Origin of the sequence: Streptomyces sp. NPDC091282 (assembly GCF_044757385.1) — a bacterium.
GTDB lineage: Bacteria > Actinomycetota > Actinomycetes > Streptomycetales > Streptomycetaceae > Streptomyces > Streptomyces gramineus.
In genome coordinates, this window is record NZ_JBIVUX010000004.1 from 1 (window position 1) to 17,168 (window position 17,168).

At 70.5% G+C, this 17,168-nt stretch carries 14 protein-coding genes, 1 rRNA gene, 1 pseudogene and 1 riboswitch; of the genes and pseudogenes, 12 read left to right on the forward strand and 4 right to left on the reverse strand.

Annotated features, from left to right (window positions below; all coding sequences use genetic code 11):
• From rrf to ACIQOE_RS19190, 11 genes and pseudogenes are all read left to right on the forward strand, one after another.
• Positions 1–95 (forward strand): 5S ribosomal RNA (gene rrf / locus ACIQOE_RS19140); the annotation flags it as partial.
• A 112-nt stretch (positions 96–207) separates the two neighbouring features.
• On the forward strand, positions 208–816 hold the full coding sequence (locus tag ACIQOE_RS19145) for a CDP-alcohol phosphatidyltransferase family protein (protein WP_351328970.1): 609 nt from the start codon (positions 208–210) through the stop codon (positions 814–816).
• Between the two features lie 116 nt (positions 817–932).
• A complete protein-coding gene (locus ACIQOE_RS19150; protein ID WP_363014941.1) occupies positions 933–3,428 on the forward strand; it encodes a mannose-1-phosphate guanyltransferase in 2,496 nt (831 codons plus the stop codon).
• Positions 3,429–3,535: 107 nt separating this feature from the next.
• The gene (locus ACIQOE_RS19155; protein ID WP_351328966.1) at positions 3,536–4,447 is read left to right on the forward strand and encodes a DUF881 domain-containing protein; all 912 of its coding nucleotides are present in this window, start codon (positions 3,536–3,538) and stop codon (positions 4,445–4,447) included.
• On the forward strand, positions 4,444–4,776 hold the full coding sequence (locus tag ACIQOE_RS19160; RefSeq protein ID WP_046727248.1) for a small basic family protein: 333 nt from the start codon (positions 4,444–4,446) through the stop codon (positions 4,774–4,776). Before ACIQOE_RS19155 ends, ACIQOE_RS19160 begins: the two co-directional genes overlap by 4 nt.
• A gap of 5 nt (positions 4,777–4,781) precedes the next feature.
• Positions 4,782–5,618, forward strand: a complete 837-nt coding sequence (locus ACIQOE_RS19165) for a DUF881 domain-containing protein (protein ID WP_365554478.1) — start codon at positions 4,782–4,784, stop codon at positions 5,616–5,618.
• A gap of 190 nt (positions 5,619–5,808) precedes the next feature.
• The gene (locus ACIQOE_RS19170; RefSeq protein WP_351328964.1) at positions 5,809–6,639 is read left to right on the forward strand and encodes an FHA domain-containing protein; all 831 of its coding nucleotides are present in this window, start codon (positions 5,809–5,811) and stop codon (positions 6,637–6,639) included.
• Between the two features lie 40 nt (positions 6,640–6,679).
• Positions 6,680–7,417 carry a MerR family transcriptional regulator gene (locus ACIQOE_RS19175; RefSeq protein WP_365553477.1) on the forward strand — a complete coding sequence of 246 codons (738 nt, stop codon included), beginning with the start codon at positions 6,680–6,682 and terminating at the stop codon, positions 7,415–7,417.
• A 91-nt stretch (positions 7,418–7,508) separates the two neighbouring features.
• On the forward strand, positions 7,509–7,982 hold the full coding sequence (locus ACIQOE_RS19180) for a bifunctional nuclease family protein (protein WP_026253112.1): 474 nt from the start codon (positions 7,509–7,511) through the stop codon (positions 7,980–7,982).
• 272 nt (positions 7,983–8,254) lie between these two features.
• Positions 8,255–8,938 (forward strand): MerR family transcriptional regulator, encoded by a 684-nt coding sequence (locus ACIQOE_RS19185; RefSeq protein ID WP_351328961.1) that lies wholly within the window; start codon positions 8,255–8,257, stop codon positions 8,936–8,938.
• 61 nt (positions 8,939–8,999) lie between these two features.
• A pseudogene (locus ACIQOE_RS19190) lies at positions 9,000–10,526 on the forward strand (DNA polymerase IV).
• On the opposite strand, the gene ACIQOE_RS19195 reads toward ACIQOE_RS19190, so the two are convergent.
• Positions 10,439–10,819, reverse strand: coding sequence for a PRC-barrel domain-containing protein (locus tag ACIQOE_RS19195; protein WP_351328959.1), 381 nt, complete (start codon positions 10,817–10,819; stop codon positions 10,439–10,441). The pseudogene ACIQOE_RS19190 and the gene ACIQOE_RS19195 overlap by 88 nt on opposite strands.
• 114 nt (positions 10,820–10,933) lie before the next feature.
• Positions 10,934–11,028: riboswitch (glycine riboswitch) on the forward strand.
• 174 nt (positions 11,029–11,202) lie between these two features.
• Here ACIQOE_RS19195 and gcvP point away from each other — a divergent pair.
• Positions 11,203–14,088, forward strand: coding sequence for an aminomethyl-transferring glycine dehydrogenase (gene gcvP / locus ACIQOE_RS19200; protein WP_365577341.1), 2,886 nt, complete (start codon positions 11,203–11,205; stop codon positions 14,086–14,088).
• Between the two features lie 64 nt (positions 14,089–14,152).
• On the opposite strand, the gene ACIQOE_RS19205 is transcribed toward gcvP, so the two are convergent.
• Genes ACIQOE_RS19205 through modA form a run of 3 tightly spaced genes read right to left on the reverse strand, consistent with a single transcriptional unit; the run spans position 14,153 to position 17,027 of the window.
• A complete protein-coding gene (locus tag ACIQOE_RS19205; RefSeq protein WP_365577343.1) occupies positions 14,153–15,358 on the reverse strand; it encodes an ABC transporter ATP-binding protein in 1,206 nt (401 codons plus the stop codon).
• Entirely contained in the window at positions 15,355–16,203 is an 849-nt protein-coding gene (gene modB, locus ACIQOE_RS19210) for a molybdate ABC transporter permease subunit (RefSeq protein ID WP_351328952.1), read from the reverse strand. Before modB ends, ACIQOE_RS19205 begins: the two co-directional genes overlap by 4 nt.
• Positions 16,200–17,027 carry a molybdate ABC transporter substrate-binding protein gene (gene modA, locus ACIQOE_RS19215; protein WP_351328949.1) on the reverse strand — a complete coding sequence of 276 codons (828 nt, stop codon included), beginning with the start codon at positions 17,025–17,027 and terminating at the stop codon, positions 16,200–16,202. Before modA ends, modB begins: the two co-directional genes overlap by 4 nt.
• Between the last annotated feature and the right edge of the window lie 141 nt (positions 17,028–17,168).

Here is a 17,168-nt window from a genome sequence, read left to right on the forward strand (position 1 = left end):
AAACGCCCGGTTACATTCCGAACCCGGAAGCTAAGCCTTACAGCGCCGATGGTACTGCAGGGGGGACCCTGTGGGAGAGTAGGACACCGCCGAACTCCTTTTAGAGCTCCGGCTCTTGGGCATCAAGCCCGAGAGCCGGAGCTTTTTTGTGTTGAGGTAAGGTCAGGGGGCAAAGTTGGCTCGTTTCCCATCACAGGAGGCCCCCGGGTGGAGGTCCAGGAGACCCGTGTCCAGACGGACCGGGTCCTCACCATCCCGAACATCCTCAGCATGGCCCGCCTCGTCGGCGTGCCCGTCTTCCTGTGGTTGATCCTCAGGCCCGAGTTCGGCGGGCCGAAGAGCGACGGCTGGGCGCTGCTCGTCCTCGCCTTCAGCGGCATCAGCGACTACCTGGACGGCAAGCTCGCCCGGCGCTGGAACCAGATCAGCAGCCTCGGCCGGCTCCTGGACCCCGCCGCGGACCGGCTCTACATCCTGTCGACGCTCGTCGGCCTCACCTGGCGCGAGATCCTGCCCCTCTGGCTGACGGGCGTGCTGCTGCTGCGCGAGCTGGTGCTGCTGGTGATGGTGGGGATCCTCAGGCGGCACGGCTACCCGCCGCCGCAGGTGAACTTCCTCGGCAAGGCCGCCACGTTCAACCTCATGTACGCGTTCCCGCTCCTGCTGCTGAGTGACGGAAGCGGCTGGATCTCGTCACTCGCTGCCATTTTCGGATGGGCGTTCGCCGGATGGGGTACAACCCTCTATTGGTGGGCAGGAGTGCTCTACGTGGTGCAGGTCCGCCGTCTGGTTCGTGCGGACGCCACAGCCGATTGAGCTCGGCGATTGTCCGGACGTAGTGGCTCTCGATGGCCCGCCGCGGAAAAGTGCGGGACAATCTGGACGGGTGAAGTCGGCTAGACCGTCATCTTTTAGAGGAGGACGCTTCCGACATGAAGGCCGTCGTGATGGCCGGTGGCGAAGGCACACGCCTTCGCCCTATGACCTCTAGCATGCCCAAGCCGCTCCTTCCGGTGGTGAACCGCCCGATCATGGAGCACGTGCTTCGGCTGCTCAAAAGGCATGGGCTCACCGAGACCGTCGTCACCGTGCAGTTCCTGGCATCGCTGGTCAAGAACTACTTCGGAGACGGCGAAGAGCTCGGCATGGAGCTCACGTATGCCAATGAGGAGAAGCCACTCGGTACCGCCGGAAGCGTCAAGAACGCCGAAGAGGCGTTGAAGGACGATGCCTTCCTCGTCATCTCCGGCGATGCGCTGACCGACTTCGACCTCACCGAACTCATCAACTTCCACAAGGCAAAGGGCGCGCTCGTCACGGTCTGCCTGACCCGCGTGCCCAATCCGCTGGAATTCGGCATCACCATCGTCGACGAAGAGGGAAAGGTCGAGCGCTTCCTCGAGAAGCCGACCTGGGGCCAGGTCTTCTCCGACACGGTGAACACGGGCATCTACGTCATGGAGCCCGAGGTGTTCGACTACGTCGAGGCCGACGTTCCTGTCGACTGGTCCGGTGATGTCTTCCCGCAGCTGATGAAGGAAGGCAAGCCGATCTACGGCTATGTCGCCGAGGGCTACTGGGAGGACGTGGGTACCCACGAGTCGTACGTGAAGGCGCAGGCCGACGTCCTGGAGGGCAAGGTCGACGTCGACATCGACGGCTTCGAGATATCGCCCGGAGTCTGGGTCGCCGAAGGCGCCGAAGTGCACGCGGACGCCGTCCTGCGCGGGCCGCTGTACATCGGTGACTACGCCAAGGTCGAGGCCGGCACGGAAATCCGCGAGCACACGGTCGTGGGATCGAACGTCGTCGTGAAGAGCGGCGCCTTCCTCCACCGGGCCGTCGTCCACGACAACGTCTACGTCGGACAGCACAGCAATCTGCGCGGCTGCGTCGTCGGCAAGAACACCGACATCATGCGAGCCGCCCGGATCGAGGACGGCGCGGTCATCGGTGACGAGTGCCTGATCGGTGAAGAATCGATCGTCCAGGGCAACGTCCGGGTCTATCCCTTCAAGACCATCGAAGCCGGTGCCTTCGTCAACACGTCGGTGATCTGGGAGTCCCGCGGACAGGCGCATCTCTTCGGCGCCCGGGGTGTCTCCGGAATCCTGAACGTGGAGATCACGCCGGAACTGGCCGTGCGGCTGGCCGGCGCGTATGCGACCACCCTGAAGAAGGGGTCCACGGTCACCACGGCACGTGACCACTCGCGCGGTGCGCGCGCACTCAAGAGAGCGGTGATCTCCGCTCTCCAGGCCAGCGCCATCGACGTACGCGACCTGGAGAACGTGCCGCTGCCGGTGGCGCGGCAGCAGACCGCGCGAGGCAGCGCCGGCGGCATCATGATCCGGACCTCGCCCGGGGTGCCCGACTCCGTCGACATCATGTTCTTCGACGGGCGGGGCGCGGACCTCTCGCAGGCCAGCCAGCGCAAGCTGGACCGGATCTTCGCGCGGCAGGAGTACCGGCGCGCGTTCCCCGGCGAGATCGGCGACCTGTACTTCCCGGCCAGCGTCTTCGACTCGTACACGGGATCGCTGCTGCGGAACGTCGACACGACCGGGATCGCCGAGGCGGGCCTGAAGGTCGTCGTGGACGCCTCCAACGGTAGCGCCGGGCTCGTCCTGCCCAGCCTGCTCGGAAAGCTCGGTGTGGACTCGCTGACCGTCAACCCCGGTCTCAACGAGGCCAGGCCCACGGAGACGGTGGACCAGCGCAGGACCGGGCTGGTGCGCCTCGGCGAGATCGTGGCGTCCTCCGGGGCCGCGTTCGGCGTGCGGTTCGACCCGGTCGGCGAGCGGCTGTCCCTGGTGGACGAGAAGGGCCGCATCATCGAGGACGACCGGGCGCTGCTGGTGATGCTCGACCTGGTCGCCGCCGAGCGGCGCAGCGGCCGTGTGGCGCTCCCGGTCACCACGACCCGGATCGCCGAGCAGGTGGCCGCCTACCACGGCACCCAGGTCGAGTGGACGACCACGTCGCCCGACGACCTCACGCGCGTAGGGCGTGAGGAAGGCACCATCTTCGGTGGTGACGGCAAGGGCGGATTCATCGTCCCCGAGTTCAGCAGCGTCTACGACGGCACGGCTGCCTTCGTACGGCTGATCGGTCTGGTGGCGCGCACGCAGCTCACGCTCAGCCAGATCGACGCGCGGATCCCGCGGGCGCACGTCCTCAAGCGCGACCTGGCGACCCCGTGGGCGGTCAAGGGCCTGGTCATGCGGCGCGTGGTCGAGGCGGCCGGTGACCGTTCGGTGGACACGACCGACGGTGTGCGGGTCGTGGAGACGGACGGGCGGTGGGTCATGGTGCTGCCCGACCCCGCCGAGGCCGTCACCCATCTGTGGGCGGAAGGTCCCGACGACGCCTCCGCGCAGGCACTGCTGGACGAATGGTCGGCCATCGTGGACAGCGCCGGCCGGTAAGGACACCGCACGCGCGCGTGCCGGACAAGTGTCCCCGCGGGGGGCCTGTCCGGCACGCCGGTGGGGCCATTCGGAGGTACCGGCCGCAACGTGCGACGATGTGCGGCATGCCGCAGCAACCCCCCGTTCGGAGCAGCGCCGCCCGGCCGCGCCGCCCGGACGCCTCCATGTCGTTGATCACCAACGTCATGGACCACAGCCTGGACGACGGCTACGCCGAGGCGGCGGCCCGCAAGAGGGCGCAGGGGCAGTCCGGCGGGATGCCGAAGACCCTGCGGGCCAGGCTGGGCCTCGCCGGCGGTCTGGTGCTCGCGGCGCTGGTGGTGACCGTGGGAGCGGCCCAGGCGCGGGTGACGGCCCCCGTGGTGGCCAAGGAGCGGCAGGAGCTCATCGACCGCATCGACCGCGAGACGGCGGACGCCGACAAGCTGGAGAGCAATGTCGACAAGCTCCGTGACGACGTCAGCGCCCGGCAGCGCGCGGCGCTGAAGGCGAGCGGCGGCAGCGGGCAGGCGGACCTGGTGGGCGTCCTGTCGGGTGCCACGGCGGTGCACGGCCCCGGCGTGAAGCTGGTCGTCAACGACGCCAAGGAGGCCTCCGCCGGCGGCGACGCCGGCAATCCGCGGGAGACCTCCGGCTTCTCCGACACCGGACGGGTGCGGGACCACGACATGCAGCGCGTGGTGAACGGGCTGTGGGCCTCGGGCGCCGAGGCGATCTCCATCAACGGGCAGCGGCTGACCGCCCTGTCCGCGATCAGGGCCGCCGGAGACGCGATACTGGTCGACAACAGACCGCTGGTGCCGCCGTACACGGTGCTGGCGGTGGGGGACGGGGAGAGGCTCAGCTCCAGGTTCCAGGACAGTCCCGACGGGCTGTACCTGCACGCGCTGGAGGAGAACTTCGACATCCGGGCGACGATCTCCACGGAGAGTGACGTCCGGCTGCCCGCCGCACCCAGCGTGATCGTACGTACGGCCCAGCCGTACACCGAGAAGACTGAGAAGGGCACATCGTGATCGCCGTACTTGGCCTCGTCGTGGGCGTCGTGGCCGGACTGTTGGTCCGTCCGGAGGTTCCGGCGGTCGTCGAGCCGTATCTGCCGATCGCCGTCGTCGCGGCGCTCGACGCCGTCTTCGGCGGGTTGCGGGCCATGCTCGACGGGATCTTCGACGACAAGGTCTTCGTGGTGTCGTTCCTGTCCAACGTGGTGGTCGCCGCGCTGATCGTCTTCCTCGGCGACAAGTTGGGTGTGGGCTCGCAGCTGTCCACGGGTGTCGTCGTGGTCCTCGGTATCCGTATCTTCTCCAACGCCGCGGCGATCCGACGGCATGTCTTCCGGGCGTGAGCGGCATGAGTGAGCACGGGAAACACCCTGAGCACCGGTTGCGCAAGGAACTGCCCGCCGAGGTGCCCGCCGTGGCGCCGGAGGCCGGCCCCGCCGCCGAGCCGGCGCCGGAGGCCGGGCTGACCGGCCGTCGGCGGCTGGTCCAGGGGCTGTGGCCGCCGCGCGTGAGCCGGGCCCAACTGATCGTCGCGGTGCTGCTGTTCGGGCTCGGATTCGGCCTCGCCGTGCAGGTGGCGTCGAACAGTGACAACGACAGCGCGCTGCGCGGCGCCCGCCAGGAGGATCTTGTTCGCATCCTCGATGAACTGGACGACCGTACTCAGCGTCTTGAGGACGAGAAGACAGGACTGGAGAAGCAGCGCCAGGAGTTGCAGAGCAGCTCCGACCAGGCGGCGGAGGCACGCAAGCAGACGGCCGAGAAGGAGAGGCAACTCGGCATTCTGGCGGGCACCGTGGCGGCGCAGGGTCCTGGCATCACGATGACGGTCGACGATCCGAAGGGGACGGTACAGGCGGACATGCTGCTCGACGCGATCCAGGAGCTGCGCGCGGCCGGCGCGGAGGCGATCCAGGTGAACGGGGTGCGCGTGATCTCCGGCACCTACCTCACCGACTCGGGCAAGAGCGTGAGCGTCGACGGGAACAAGATCACTCAGCCCTACGTTTTCAAGGTGATCGGCAAGCCGCAGGACCTCGAACCGGCTCTCAACATCCCCGGAGGCGTGGTGCAGACCCTGGAGAAGGAGCAGGCGACGGTGACCGTCGAACGATCGACCAAGATCGTCGTGGATGCCTTGCGACCGGCGAAGCAGCCTGACTACGCTCGGTCGTCCTCACAGTGAACCAGCGGTGCATGCGGGACGTCCGGCAAGGGCATGAGGATGCGGGGGGTCGGCGCACCGGGAAACCGGTGCGTGGTGGAAACTGTCTGGTGGATACGGACGTTGTGTGGTTGTCCGGGTCGGCCGGTGTATTCAGTCAGGGTTCGTCCTGCCCCACGGGCGGGTCTGTTTCGGTCAAGGGGAATCGCCCGTGAAGTTGTTTTCGAAGTTGTTCGGCAAGAGCGCGCGAGAGGGCAGCGACAACGCGACCGCTCGCCATCGCGCACAGCCTGACGCGGACGGACAGCGTCCGCTGTTCCGGGATCAGCTGGCTGGTCCGGGGGGTGACATTTCGGGAGGTCAGGGCGCGCCGTCAGTTGACCCGTCGCAGTCCGGCGGCATAGGTTTCGGGCAACCGTCAACCTCAGGTGCGGGTGGAGGGTTTACCTCCGGTCCGTACGCGTCCAACGACCCGGCGGGGCAGCCGCGGCAGGAGGATCCGTCCATGTCGGCCCTGGTTTGTACGAGGTGCGGTAACCGCAACGCGGAGAACGCCCGCTTCTGTTCCAACTGCGGTGCTCCGCTGCGTCCGGGCGCCGTGCCCGAGCGGGCGTCCGAGACGACGTCCACGATCTCGATCTCCGGCCTGGAGGCGTACGACGCCGAGGTGACCGGGCAGACCCAGGCGCCGGCGCTCTCCCCGGAGGCCCAGGCGGCTGTCGACGCGCTGCCGCTGGGCTCGGCGCTGCTGGTCGTGCGCCGGGGTCCGAACTCGGGCAGCCGCTTCCTGCTGGACAGCGACCTGACCACGGCGGGCCGTCACCCGCAGAGCGACATCTTCCTGGACGACGTCACGGTCTCGCGCCGCCACGTGGAGTTCCGCCGCCAGCCGGACGGTTCGTTCACGGTGGCCGACGTGGGCAGCCTCAACGGCACGTACGTCAACCGGGAGCGCATCGACCAGGTCGCCCTGTCGAACGGCGACGAGGTCCAGATCGGCAAGTACCGGCTGGTCTTCTACGCGAGCCGGCAGGGCATCTGACCCTCCGGACCTCGTGCGGGGACCCCAGGGAAGAAGGTCCATGCTGCACACACCGAGCGGCGGTACCGGTCACGGCACCGCCGCCACGGAAACCGGGCTGATGAGCATCGGCACGGTGCTGAACGTGCTGCGCGACGAGTTCCCCGAAGTCACCATCTCCAAGATCCGCTTTCTGGAGTCGGAGGGGCTCATCGAGCCCCGCCGTACTCCGTCCGGGTACCGCAAGTTCAGCGCCGGGGACGTGGAGCGGCTCGGACACGTCCTGAGGATGCAGCGGGACCACTACCTGCCGCTGAAGGTCATCCGGGAGTACCTGGACGCCATGGAGCGCGGTGAGGCCGTGCAGCTGCCCGTGCTGGGGCGGCAGCGGGACGGCGAGGCGGTGCCGATGGTGCCCGAGCCGCCCGCGGTGGCGCGGATCGGCCGGGAGGAGCTGCTCGCGGCCGCCGAGATCGACGAGAGCCGTCTGGCGGAGTGGGAGTCCTACGGGCTGCTCGCGCCCCTGGAGGACGGCGTGTACGACTCCGAGGCGGTGACCGTGGCCGCGCTCGTCACGGAGCTGGGCCGGTTCGGCATCGAGCCGCGCCATCTGCGGGCGATGAAGGCCGCCGCCGACCGTGAGGCGGGCCTGGTGGACCAGGTGGTGGCCCCGCTGAGGCGGCACCGCAATCCGCAGACCCGGGCGCACGCCGAGGCCCGTACGAAAGAGCTGGCGGCGCTCACGGTGAAGCTGCACGCCGCACTGGTGCAGACCGCGCTCGGAGTGCGGCTGCCATGACCATCGTGACAGGACCCGGGCACAGGCCGGATCGGGCGCGCGTTCCGGGCCCGACTACCCAAACGTCCCGGGCACGGCCTAGGGTTGCTGTGTGAACGAGCTCGATGTCGTAGGTGTCCGGGTGGAAATGCCCTCCAACCAACCGATCGTGCTCCTGCGCGAAGTGGGAGGCGACCGTTACCTCCCCATCTGGATCGGACCGGGGGAGGCGACGGCGATCGCGTTCGCCCAACAGGGCATGGCTCCGGCGCGACCGCTGACCCACGACCTTTTCAAGGACGTGCTGGAGGCCGTCGGCCAGGAGCTGACCGAGGTGCGCATCACGGACCTGCGTGAGGGCGTCTTCTACGCGGAGCTGGTGTTCGCCAGCGGCGTGGAGGTGAGCGCCCGCCCGTCCGACGCCATAGCGCTGGCGCTGCGCACCGGAACCCCGATCTACGGGAGCGACACGGTGCTGGACGACGCCGGCATCGCGATCCCGGACGAGCAGGAGGACGAGGTGGAGAAGTTCCGCGAGTTCCTCGACCAGATCTCGCCCGAGGACTTCGGTACCAGCAGTCAGTGAGTGACCGCAGCGGCCCGTCCGCCACCCTGTGAAGGGCGGTGACGGGCCGGTTCCCGGTCGGGCAGGTTCCGCGAACTCGCGGGCAATTGCCAGCGGCCACTGAGAGCGTCCTACGCCTTCCCGTCAGCGCATTCGGCTAGCCTTTCCCCGCGGTGGGGCACGGGAAACCACTCCTAGGGTGATTATCACTCGGCGTGCCGAGTGTGGCGATCGTTGACGCACCCCTGGTGACTGCCTACCGTCGAGAAGGCAGGTCAAGGACGGAGGTCGGCGTGAGAAGCAGCGGCGACGGTATGGCTGGGGGTGCCCCGGGACGCCGTCTCGGGGAGAGCGGTCCGTACCCTCCCCCGAGCTCTCAACTTCGTTCGGGTTGGGGGGACCCCCAGCACGGCAGCACTGCAGGTCACGCTCCGCAGCGTCCGGCGGCAGTGCCGAGCGGCGGAGGGGCGGCGTCCATGACGACCGAGGAGATCGGGTACCGGGGGCCCACCGCCTGCGCGGCGGCCGGCATCACGTACCGCCAACTGGACTACTGGGCCCGCACCGGGCTGGTCGAGCCCAGCGTGCGGCCCGCCTACGGGTCGGGCACCCAGCGCCTGTACAGCTTCCGGGACGTCGTCGTCCTGAAGATCGTCAAGCGGTTCCTGGACACCGGGGTCTCCCTCCAGAACATCCGCACCGCCGTCCAGCACCTGAGGGAACGCGGCTTCCGCGACCTGGAACGCATGACGCTCATGAGCGACGGCGCCACGGTCTACGAGTGCACCTCGCCCGACGAGGTCCACGCGCTGCTCCAGGGCGGTCAGGGCATCTTCGGGATCGCGGTCGGCGTGGTGTGGCGGGACGTGGAGAGCGCCCTGTCCCAGCTGCACGGCGAGCGCGTCGACACGGGCGAGACCCTGGTCGGGCACAACCCCGCCGACGAGCTGGCCCGGCGCCGCAACAAGGCGGTCTGAGCCCACCCCGGCACCGCGGTGTGCCGGGGCATTGTCAGTGGCGTGGTGCAGCATCGGAGATGTGAGAAACGCGCCCACGATCCTGCATCTCGACATGGATGCCTTCTACGCCTCGGTGGAGCAGGCGTCGAAGCCGAGCCTGCGCGGGAAGGCCGTGGTCGTGGGCGGGCTCGGACCGCGCGGTGTGGTGGCCACCGCGTCGTACGAGGCCCGGGTGTTCGGGGTGCACTCCGCGATGCCGATGGCGCAGGCGCGCAGACTGGCTCCGAACGCCGCGTACCTCGTGCCGCGGTTCGGGCTGTACCGGTCGATCAGCGAGCAGGTGATGGCGCTGCTGCACGAGCTGTCGCCGCTGGTGGAGCCGCTGAGCCTGGACGAGGCGTTCGTGGACCTGGAGGCCGGTGAGGTCGCCTGGGACGCCGGTTCGGCGCGGCTGGTGGGGGAGAAGCTGCGCGCGGACATACGGGGCGCCACGGGGCTCTCCGGGTCGGTCGGGCTGGCCGCCTCCAAGATGCTCGCGAAGATCGCCTCCGAGCAGGCCAAGCCGGACGGCCTGGTGCTGATCGAGCCGGGCACCGAGCGGGCGATGCTCGGGCCGATGACGGTGCGGACCCTGCCGGGGGTGGGGCCGGCGACCGGGGACCACCTGCGGCGGGCCGGGATCACCACGGTCGGCGAGATCGCCGAGGCGGGCGAGGACGAACTGGTACGGCTGCTCGGCAAGGCCCACGGGCACGCGCTGTACGCGATGGCGCTGGCCCACGACGACCGGCCCGTGGTCGCCGAACGGGAGGCCAAGTCGGTGTCCGTCGAGGACACCTACGACGTGGACATCCACGACCGGACGCGGGTGGGCATGGAGGTGCAGCGGCTGGCCGACCGGTGTGTGCGCCGGCTGCGGGGGGCGGGCCTGTCGGGGCGGACCATCGTGCTGAAGGTGCGGCGGTACGACTTCTCGACGCTCACCCGGTCGGAGACGCTGCGGGGGCCGACCGACGACCCGGCGGTGGTAAGGGAGGCGGCGGCGCGGCTGCTGGACTCGGTGGACACGACGGGAGGCGTGCGGCTGCTGGGCGTGGGCGTGTCGGGGCTCGCCGACTACACCCAGGAGGACCTGTTCGCGCAGGCGGCGGCCGGGGACGGGGTGGAGCCGGCCGCGGAGGAGGACGTGGCGGAGCCGGCCGCCGAGGCGGAGGCGGCCGTCGAGCGGCGGTGGCCCGCGGGGCACGACGTACGCCATGCGGGGTACGGCCACGGATGGGTGCAGGGGAGCGGGCTGGGGCGGGTGACGGTGCGGTTCGAGACGCCGGGGTCGGTGGTGCCGGGGAGGGTGCGGACGTTCCGGGTGGACGACCCCGAGCTGGAACCGGTGGATCCGCTGCCGCTGGTGCCGGAGGTTCCCGCGGACGGCGTCGGCGTGTGACCAGGAGCGCGGGGCCTTCCGGGGCCGGGAGGGCCCCGTCCCGGGCCGGGGCAGGGCGGGAGCGGCCCCCGCCGGGCCTACGCGCCCGAGTCCTCCGTGCCCGCCAGCTTGCCGAAGTCGTGGTCGGGATGGTCGGCGGGCGGGGCGGCCGTGTCCAGGCCGTAGTGGTGGTAGAGCTGGAGTTCCTGCTCGGGGGAGAGGTGGCGGCCCACGCCGAAGTCGGGGGCGTCCTTGATCAGGGCGCGGTCGAAGGGAACCTTGAGGGTGCCCTCGACCAGCTCGCTCGGCTCCAGGGGCACGAAGGCGTCCCGGGAGAACAGGCCGGTGCGTATGGCCGCCCACTCCGGCACCCCGGTCGCGTCGTCGAGGTAGACCTCGTCGATCGTGCCGATCTTCGTGCCGTTGCGGTCGAACGCCTTGCGGCCGATCAGGTTGCGCGGATCGATGTCGGTCTGCACGGGCCCTCCACTAGGTCGCACCTCATCCGTAAGCACTACAAAAGAGCACATTGAAGGAGGCGGCCACTCGAAGACCCGTGCGGTGCCCTCGCTGGTAGGCTGGCAGACGGCTGCTGACCCCGTGCGGGAGAGTCCTCCGGGCAGACCGGAGGCGCCGAAGGAGCAAATCCTCCCCGGAATCTCTCAGGCTCACGTACCGCACGGACGAGGTCACTCTGGAAAGCAGGGCAGGCGTCCATGGCGCTTGTCCTCACCGACGGTGCAAGCCGGATCCCCTGGGCGTCCGGCGAAGCTCTCAGGTTGAGATGACAGAGGGGGAGGCCGTCGGGGTGCCCGTGCCGGGGTACCCCTCGAAGGTCGCGTCAGACCAGGAGGCCTCCGCAATGACCGCCCAGCGTGTACCGCTCTCCGAGCTAGAGCAGGGAATCCCCTTCGAGCAGCGCCACATCGGACCCGATGACGAGGCGCAGGCCAAGATGCTCGCCCAGGTCGGCTACGGCTCGCTCGACGAGCTGACCGCAGCCGCCGTGCCGGACGTCATCAAGAACGCCGACACCCTGGAGCTGCCGGGTGCGCGCACCGAGGCCGAGGTGCTGGCCGAGCTGCGGTCGCTGGCCGACCGCAACCAGGTGCTCGACTCGATGATCGGGCTGGGCTACTACGGCACCTTCACGCCGCCCGTCATCCTGCGGAACGTGATGGAGAACCCCGCCTGGTACACGGCGTACACGCCGTACCAGCCGGAGATCTCCCAGGGCCGGCTGGAAGCGCTGCTGAACTTCCAGACCGTGGTCGCCGACCTCACCGGGCTGCCCACCTCGGGTGCCTCGCTGCTCGACGAGGGCACCGCCGCCGCCGAGGCCGTGGCCCTGTCGCTGCGCATGGGCAAGAACAAGAAGGGTGTCTTCGTCATCGACGCGGACGCCCTGCCGCAGACCATCGCCGTGATCCGGACGCGGGCCGAACCGACGGGCGTCGAGGTCGTCGTCGCGGACCTCAGCGAGGGCATCCCGGCCGATCTCGCCGCGCGGGAGATCAACGGCGTGCTCGTCCAGTACCCGGGCGCCTCCGGTGCCGTGCGCGACATCAAGCCGCTCGTCGAGCAGGCGCACGGGCTGGGCGCGCTGGTCACCGTCGCCGCCGACCTGCTCGCGCTGACCCTGCTGACCTCGCCGGGCGAGCTGGGCGCCGACATCGCCGTCGGCACCACCCAGCGGTTCGGTGTGCCGATGGGCTTCGGCGGTCCGCACGCGGGCTACATGGCGGTGCGGGAGAAGTTCGCGCGCAGCCTGCCCGGCCGGCTCGTGGGCGTCTCCGTGGACGCCGACGGACACCGGGCCTACCGGCTCGCGCTGCAGACGCGTGAGCAGCACATCCGCCGCGAGAAGGCCACCAGCAACATCTGCACCGCGCAGGTGCTGCTCGCCGTGATGGCCGGCATGTACGCCGTCTACCACGGGCCCGAGGGCCTGCGGGCCATCGCGCAGCGGACCCACCGCTACGCCACGATCCTGGCCGCGGGGCTGAAGGACGGCGGGGTCGAGCTGGTGCACGGCGCCTACTTCGACACGCTCACCGCGCGCGTGCCCGGCAAGGCCGCCGAGGTCGTCGCGGCCGCCCGGCAGGGCGGGGTCAACCTGCGCCTCGTCGACGCCGACCACGTCTCCATGGCCTGCGACGAGACCACCACGCGCGCGCAGCTGGGAGCCGTCTGGGCGGCGTTCGGCGTCGAGGGCGACGTCGAGGCGCTGGACACGGCCGCCGCGGACACGCTGCCCGAGGCGCTGCTGCGCGAGGACGGCTACCTGGGCCACCCGGTCTTCCACGAGCACCGGTCCGAGACCGCGATGCTGCGCTACCTGCGCCGCCTCGCCGACCGCGACTACGCCCTGGACCGGGGCATGATCCCGCTGGGCTCCTGCACGATGAAGCTCAACGCCACCACCGAGATGGAGCCGGTCACCTGGCCCGAGTTCGGCCAGCTGCACCCCTTCGCCCCCGCCGAGCAGGCGCAGGGCTATCTGACGCTCATCCGTGAGCTGGAGGAGCGGCTCGCCGAGGTCACGGGCTACGACAAGGTGTCGCTGCAGCCCAACGCCGGATCCCAGGGCGAACTGGCCGGTCTGCTCGCCGTACGCGCCTACCACCGCGCCAACGGCGACGAGCAGCGCACCGTGTGCCTGATCCCGTCCTCCGCGCACGGCACCAACGCCGCCAGCGCCGTCATGGCCGGGATGAAGGTCGTCGTCGTCAAGACCGCCGAGGACGGCGAGGTCGACGTCGAGGACCTGCGGGCGAAGATCGAGCAGCACCGTGACCAGCTCGCCGTCCTGATGATCACCTACCCGTCCACGCACGGCGTGTTCGAGGAGCACGTCGCGGACATCTGCGCCCAGGTCCACGAGGCCGGCGGCCAGGTGTACGTCGACGGCGCCAACCTCAACGCGCTGGTCGGGGTCGCCAAGCCCGGACACTTCGGCGGCGACGTCTCGCACCTGAACCTGCACAAGACCTTCTGCATCCCGCACGGCGGCGGCGGTCCGGGCGTCGGCCCGGTGGCCGTACGGTCCCACCTGGCGCCGTACCTGCCGAACCACCCGCTCCAGCCGGCCGCGGGCCCGGCCACCGGCGTCGGGCCGGTCTCGGCCGCGCCGTGGGGCTCCGCGGGGATCCTGCCGATCTCGTGGGCGTACGTCCGCCTGATGGGCGGCGAGGGACTGAAGCGCGCCACCCAGGTGGCGGTGCTCAGCGCCAACTACGTCGCCAAGCGGCTGGAGCCGCACTTCCCCGTGCTCTACACCGGCCCCGGCGGGCTGGTCGCGCACGAGTGCATCATCGACCTGCGGCCGCTCACCAAGGCGACCGGCGTGAGCGTCGACGACGTCGCCAAGCGGCTCATCGACTACGGCTTCCACGCGCCGACGATGTCCTTCCCGGTGGCCGGCACGCTGATGATCGAGCCGACCGAGTCCGAGGACCTGGGCGAGCTGGACCGGTTCTGCGCGGCGATGATCGCCATTCGCGCGGAGATCGACAAGGTCGGGTCGGGGGAGTGGCCCGCGGAGGACAACCCGCTGCGGGGTGCGCCGCACACGGCCGCCGCGCTCGGCGGGGAGTGGGAGCACGCCTACTCGCGCACGGAGGCCGTCTTCCCGGCCGGTGTGTCCGCCGCCGACAAGTACTGGCCGCCGGTGCGCCGGATCGACCAGGCCTTCGGTGACCGCAACCTGGTGTGCTCCTGCCCGCCGCTGGACGCCTACGAGGACTGATCCGCGGTAAGCGACGACGTGACGCAGGCCCCGCTTCGGCGGGGCCTGCGTCACGTCGTGGGGGCTACGCCGGGTAGGCGTGGGTCTGGGTCGCCTTCACCGTCGCCCACACCGGGGTGCCCGGGTGCAGGTCCAGTTCGGCCGCCGCGACGGTGGTGAGGTCGGCGGCGAGCGACAGCTCACCGGTGAGGTCGGCGCGGATGCGGTCGCCGTGGATCTCCAGGCCGGCGACCTCGCAGCGCCAGACGTTGCGGGCGCTCGCCCCGGCGGGCCGTTCCCGGAAGAGAGTGACGGCGCTCGGCGGGAACGCGACGAACACGTCACCGGTGAGGTGCTCCGTGGTGGCGACGGCGGTGCCGGTGTCCAGCCGGACCAGCCGGCCCCCGGCCTCGGTCCCGGCCCGGCCGCGGTAGAGGTTGAGGCCGACCAGGTGGGCGATGTAGTCGGTGCGCGGACGGCGGGCGATGTCGGCGGGGGCGCCCTGCTGGACGATCGAGCCGTGCTCGATGACGATCAGACGGTCGGCCAGCACCATCGCGTCCAGCGGGTCGTGGGTGACCAGGACCGCCACGGCCTCGAACTCGGCCAGGTGGCGGCGGAGCTGGGAGCGCACGTCCAGGCGGGTGCGGGCGTCGAGGGCGGCGAGCGGCTCGTCGAGGAGGAGCAGGCGGGGGCGGGTGGCCAGGGCGCGGGCCAGCGCGACGCGCTGGGCCTGGCCGCCGGACAGGCGGCGGGGTTTGGCGCCGCCGTGGTCCGCGAGGCCCATGCGGTCCAGCCAGGCGGCCGCCTGCGCGCGGGCCTCGGCCTTCGGCACGCCGTGGCAGCGGGGGCCGAAGGCGACGTTGTCGAGCGCCGTGAGGTGCGGGAAGAGGAGGTAGTCCTGGAAGACGACGCCGACCGGGCGGGACTCGGGCGGCGTGCGGTCCAACTCCTTGCCGTCCAGCCGCAGATGACCGGCGGTCAGGGGGGTGAGGCCGGCCAGGGCGCGCAGCGCGGTGGTCTTGCCCGCGCCGTTGGGCCCGAGCAGGGCGACCACCTCGCCGGGGGCGGCGGTCAGGGTGATGTCGAGGTGGAAGGCGGGGCGGGTGACGATCAGGTGGGCGTCGAGGCCGACGGTGGCGTGCGGGTGCGTGGGGGCCGCCCGGCCCTCGGCCGGGACGTGTTTCCCACCCGCACCGTCCGTGCCGGCAGCGGCGTCGGGTGCCGATGGCCCCAGTGGGCGCTTCGCGCCGTCGGCCGCCGCGGGCGGAGTGGGGTCGGGGGTCGTCATGAGGCGGTCATCCAGCGGTCGCGGAGGCCCGCGAGGACCGCGATCGAGACGGCCAGCAGGACCAGGCTGAGGGCGATCGCCGCGTCGGGGTCGTTCTGGAGGGCCAGGTAGACCGCCAGCGGCATGGTCTGGGTGCGTCCCGGGAAGTTGCCGGCGAACGTGATCGTCGCGCCGAACTCGCCGAGCGCGCGGGCCCAGGCCAGTACCGAACCGGCCGCGATGCCCGGCGCGATGAGCGGGAGCGTGACCCGGCGGAACGCCGTGAAACGGGACGCGCCCAGCGTCGTCGCCGCCTCCTCGAAGCGCGGGTCGGCGGCCCGCAGCGTGCCCTCGACGCTGATCACCAGGAACGGCATCGCCACGAAGGACTCCGCGATCACCACCGCGGTTGTCGTGAACGGCAGCGTGATCCCGAACCATGCGTCCAGCCACTGCCCGACGACCCCGTTGCGGCCGAGGGCCAGGAGCAGGGCCACACCGCCGACCACCGGAGGAAGGACCAGGGGGAGCGTCACGAGCGCCCGTACCAGGCCCCGGCCGGGGAACTCGGTGCGGGCCAGCAGCCAGGCCAGCGGAACGCCGAGGACCAGGCTCACGGCCGTCGCCGCCGTCGCGCTGAGCAGCGAGAGCTGGAGCGCCTGCCACACCTCCGTGCTGGTCAGCAGCGAGGGCAGGCTGCCCCAGGGAGCGCGCAGCAGCAGCGCCAGCAGGGGCAGCAGGAGGAAGACCAGCGCCACCGCTCCGGGGAGGAGGAGCGGCAGCGGCACGGCCGGGCGGACGCGCCGGCGCCGGGGGCCGTCCGTGACGGCGACGGCCCCGGCGCCCGGCTCGTCGACCTTCGTCACGGCTTGAGGAACCCGGCCTGGTTCAGGACCTGCTGGCCCTCGGCGGACTGCACCAGCGCGATGAACGCCTTGGCGAGCTCCGGGTTCGGCGCGTTCTTCAGCAGGGCGATCGGGTAGTCGTTGATGGCGTCGGCGGACTCGGGGAACTCCACGCCCTCCACCTTGTCACCCGCGGCCTTCACGTCGGTCTTGTAGACGACCGCGGCGTCGGCCTCCTTCAGGACCACCTTGTTGAGGGCGGACTTCACGTCCTCCTCGTAGGAGACCGGCGTCAGCTTCAGCTTGCTGGCGTCCAGCGCCTTCTGCGCTGCCGCGCCGCACGGCACCGTCTTGTCGCACAGGACCACCTTCAGCTTGGAGTCGGTGAGGTCCTTGAGCGAGGAGACCTTGTCGGGGTTGCCCGGCAGGGTCGCGATCTCCAGCTGGTTGCGGACGAAGGTGGCCGGCGTGGTGGCGGTGTCCTTCTTGTCCGTCACGATCGCCATCGTCTTGGGGCTGGCGGCGGCGAAGACGTCCGCCGGGGCCCCGCTGGTGATCTGCGCGGCGAGGGTGTCACTGCCGCCGAAGCTGAAGTCGACCTTCGTACCCGGGTGGGCCTTCTCGAAGTCCGCCTTCAGCGTCGTGAAGCTCTCCTTGAGGGAGGCCGCCGCGAACACGGTGATCGAGCCGGACAACTTGGGCGACGCGGAGGACGAGGTGTCCGACTTCGTCTTCGCGGACGAGTCGTCGTCCGAGGAGGAGCAGGCGCTCAGGGCAAGCAGGGCCGCCACCGAGGCGCCGGCCACCTGAAGGGTCCGCCGGGTCCGGCGAGCGGAACGGGTCATCACGAGTGAACTCCTCTGAATCCAGATGGAAAAAGCTGTCGCGCCCTGGTGCGACCTGTCTATCAGCCGCCACGCGATGATACTGCCGCACCTGCCAGCCGTAAGTCTTCTGTCACATCGCATGAGCTGCACACTTATGAC

Bases quoted from the DNA above. Each gene is read 5' to 3' on its own strand.
- ACIQOE_RS19205 (WP_365577343.1), bottom strand. From the start codon at position 15,358: ATGACGACCCCCGACCCCACTCCGCCCGCGGCGGCCGACGGCGCGAAG.
- ACIQOE_RS19175 (WP_365553477.1), top strand. From the start codon at position 6,680: ATGCTGCACACACCGAGCGGCGGTACCGGTCACGGCACCGCCGCCACG.
- ACIQOE_RS19155 (WP_351328966.1), top strand. From the start codon at position 3,536: ATGCCGCAGCAACCCCCCGTTCGGAGCAGCGCCGCCCGGCCGCGCCGC.
- modA (WP_351328949.1), bottom strand. From the start codon at position 17,027: ATGACCCGTTCCGCTCGCCGGACCCGGCGGACCCTTCAGGTGGCCGGC.
- ACIQOE_RS19150 (WP_363014941.1), top strand. From the start codon at position 933: ATGAAGGCCGTCGTGATGGCCGGTGGCGAAGGCACACGCCTTCGCCCT.
- gcvP (WP_365577341.1), top strand. From the start codon at position 11,203: ATGACCGCCCAGCGTGTACCGCTCTCCGAGCTAGAGCAGGGAATCCCC.
- ACIQOE_RS19165 (WP_365554478.1), top strand. From the start codon at position 4,782: ATGAGTGAGCACGGGAAACACCCTGAGCACCGGTTGCGCAAGGAACTG.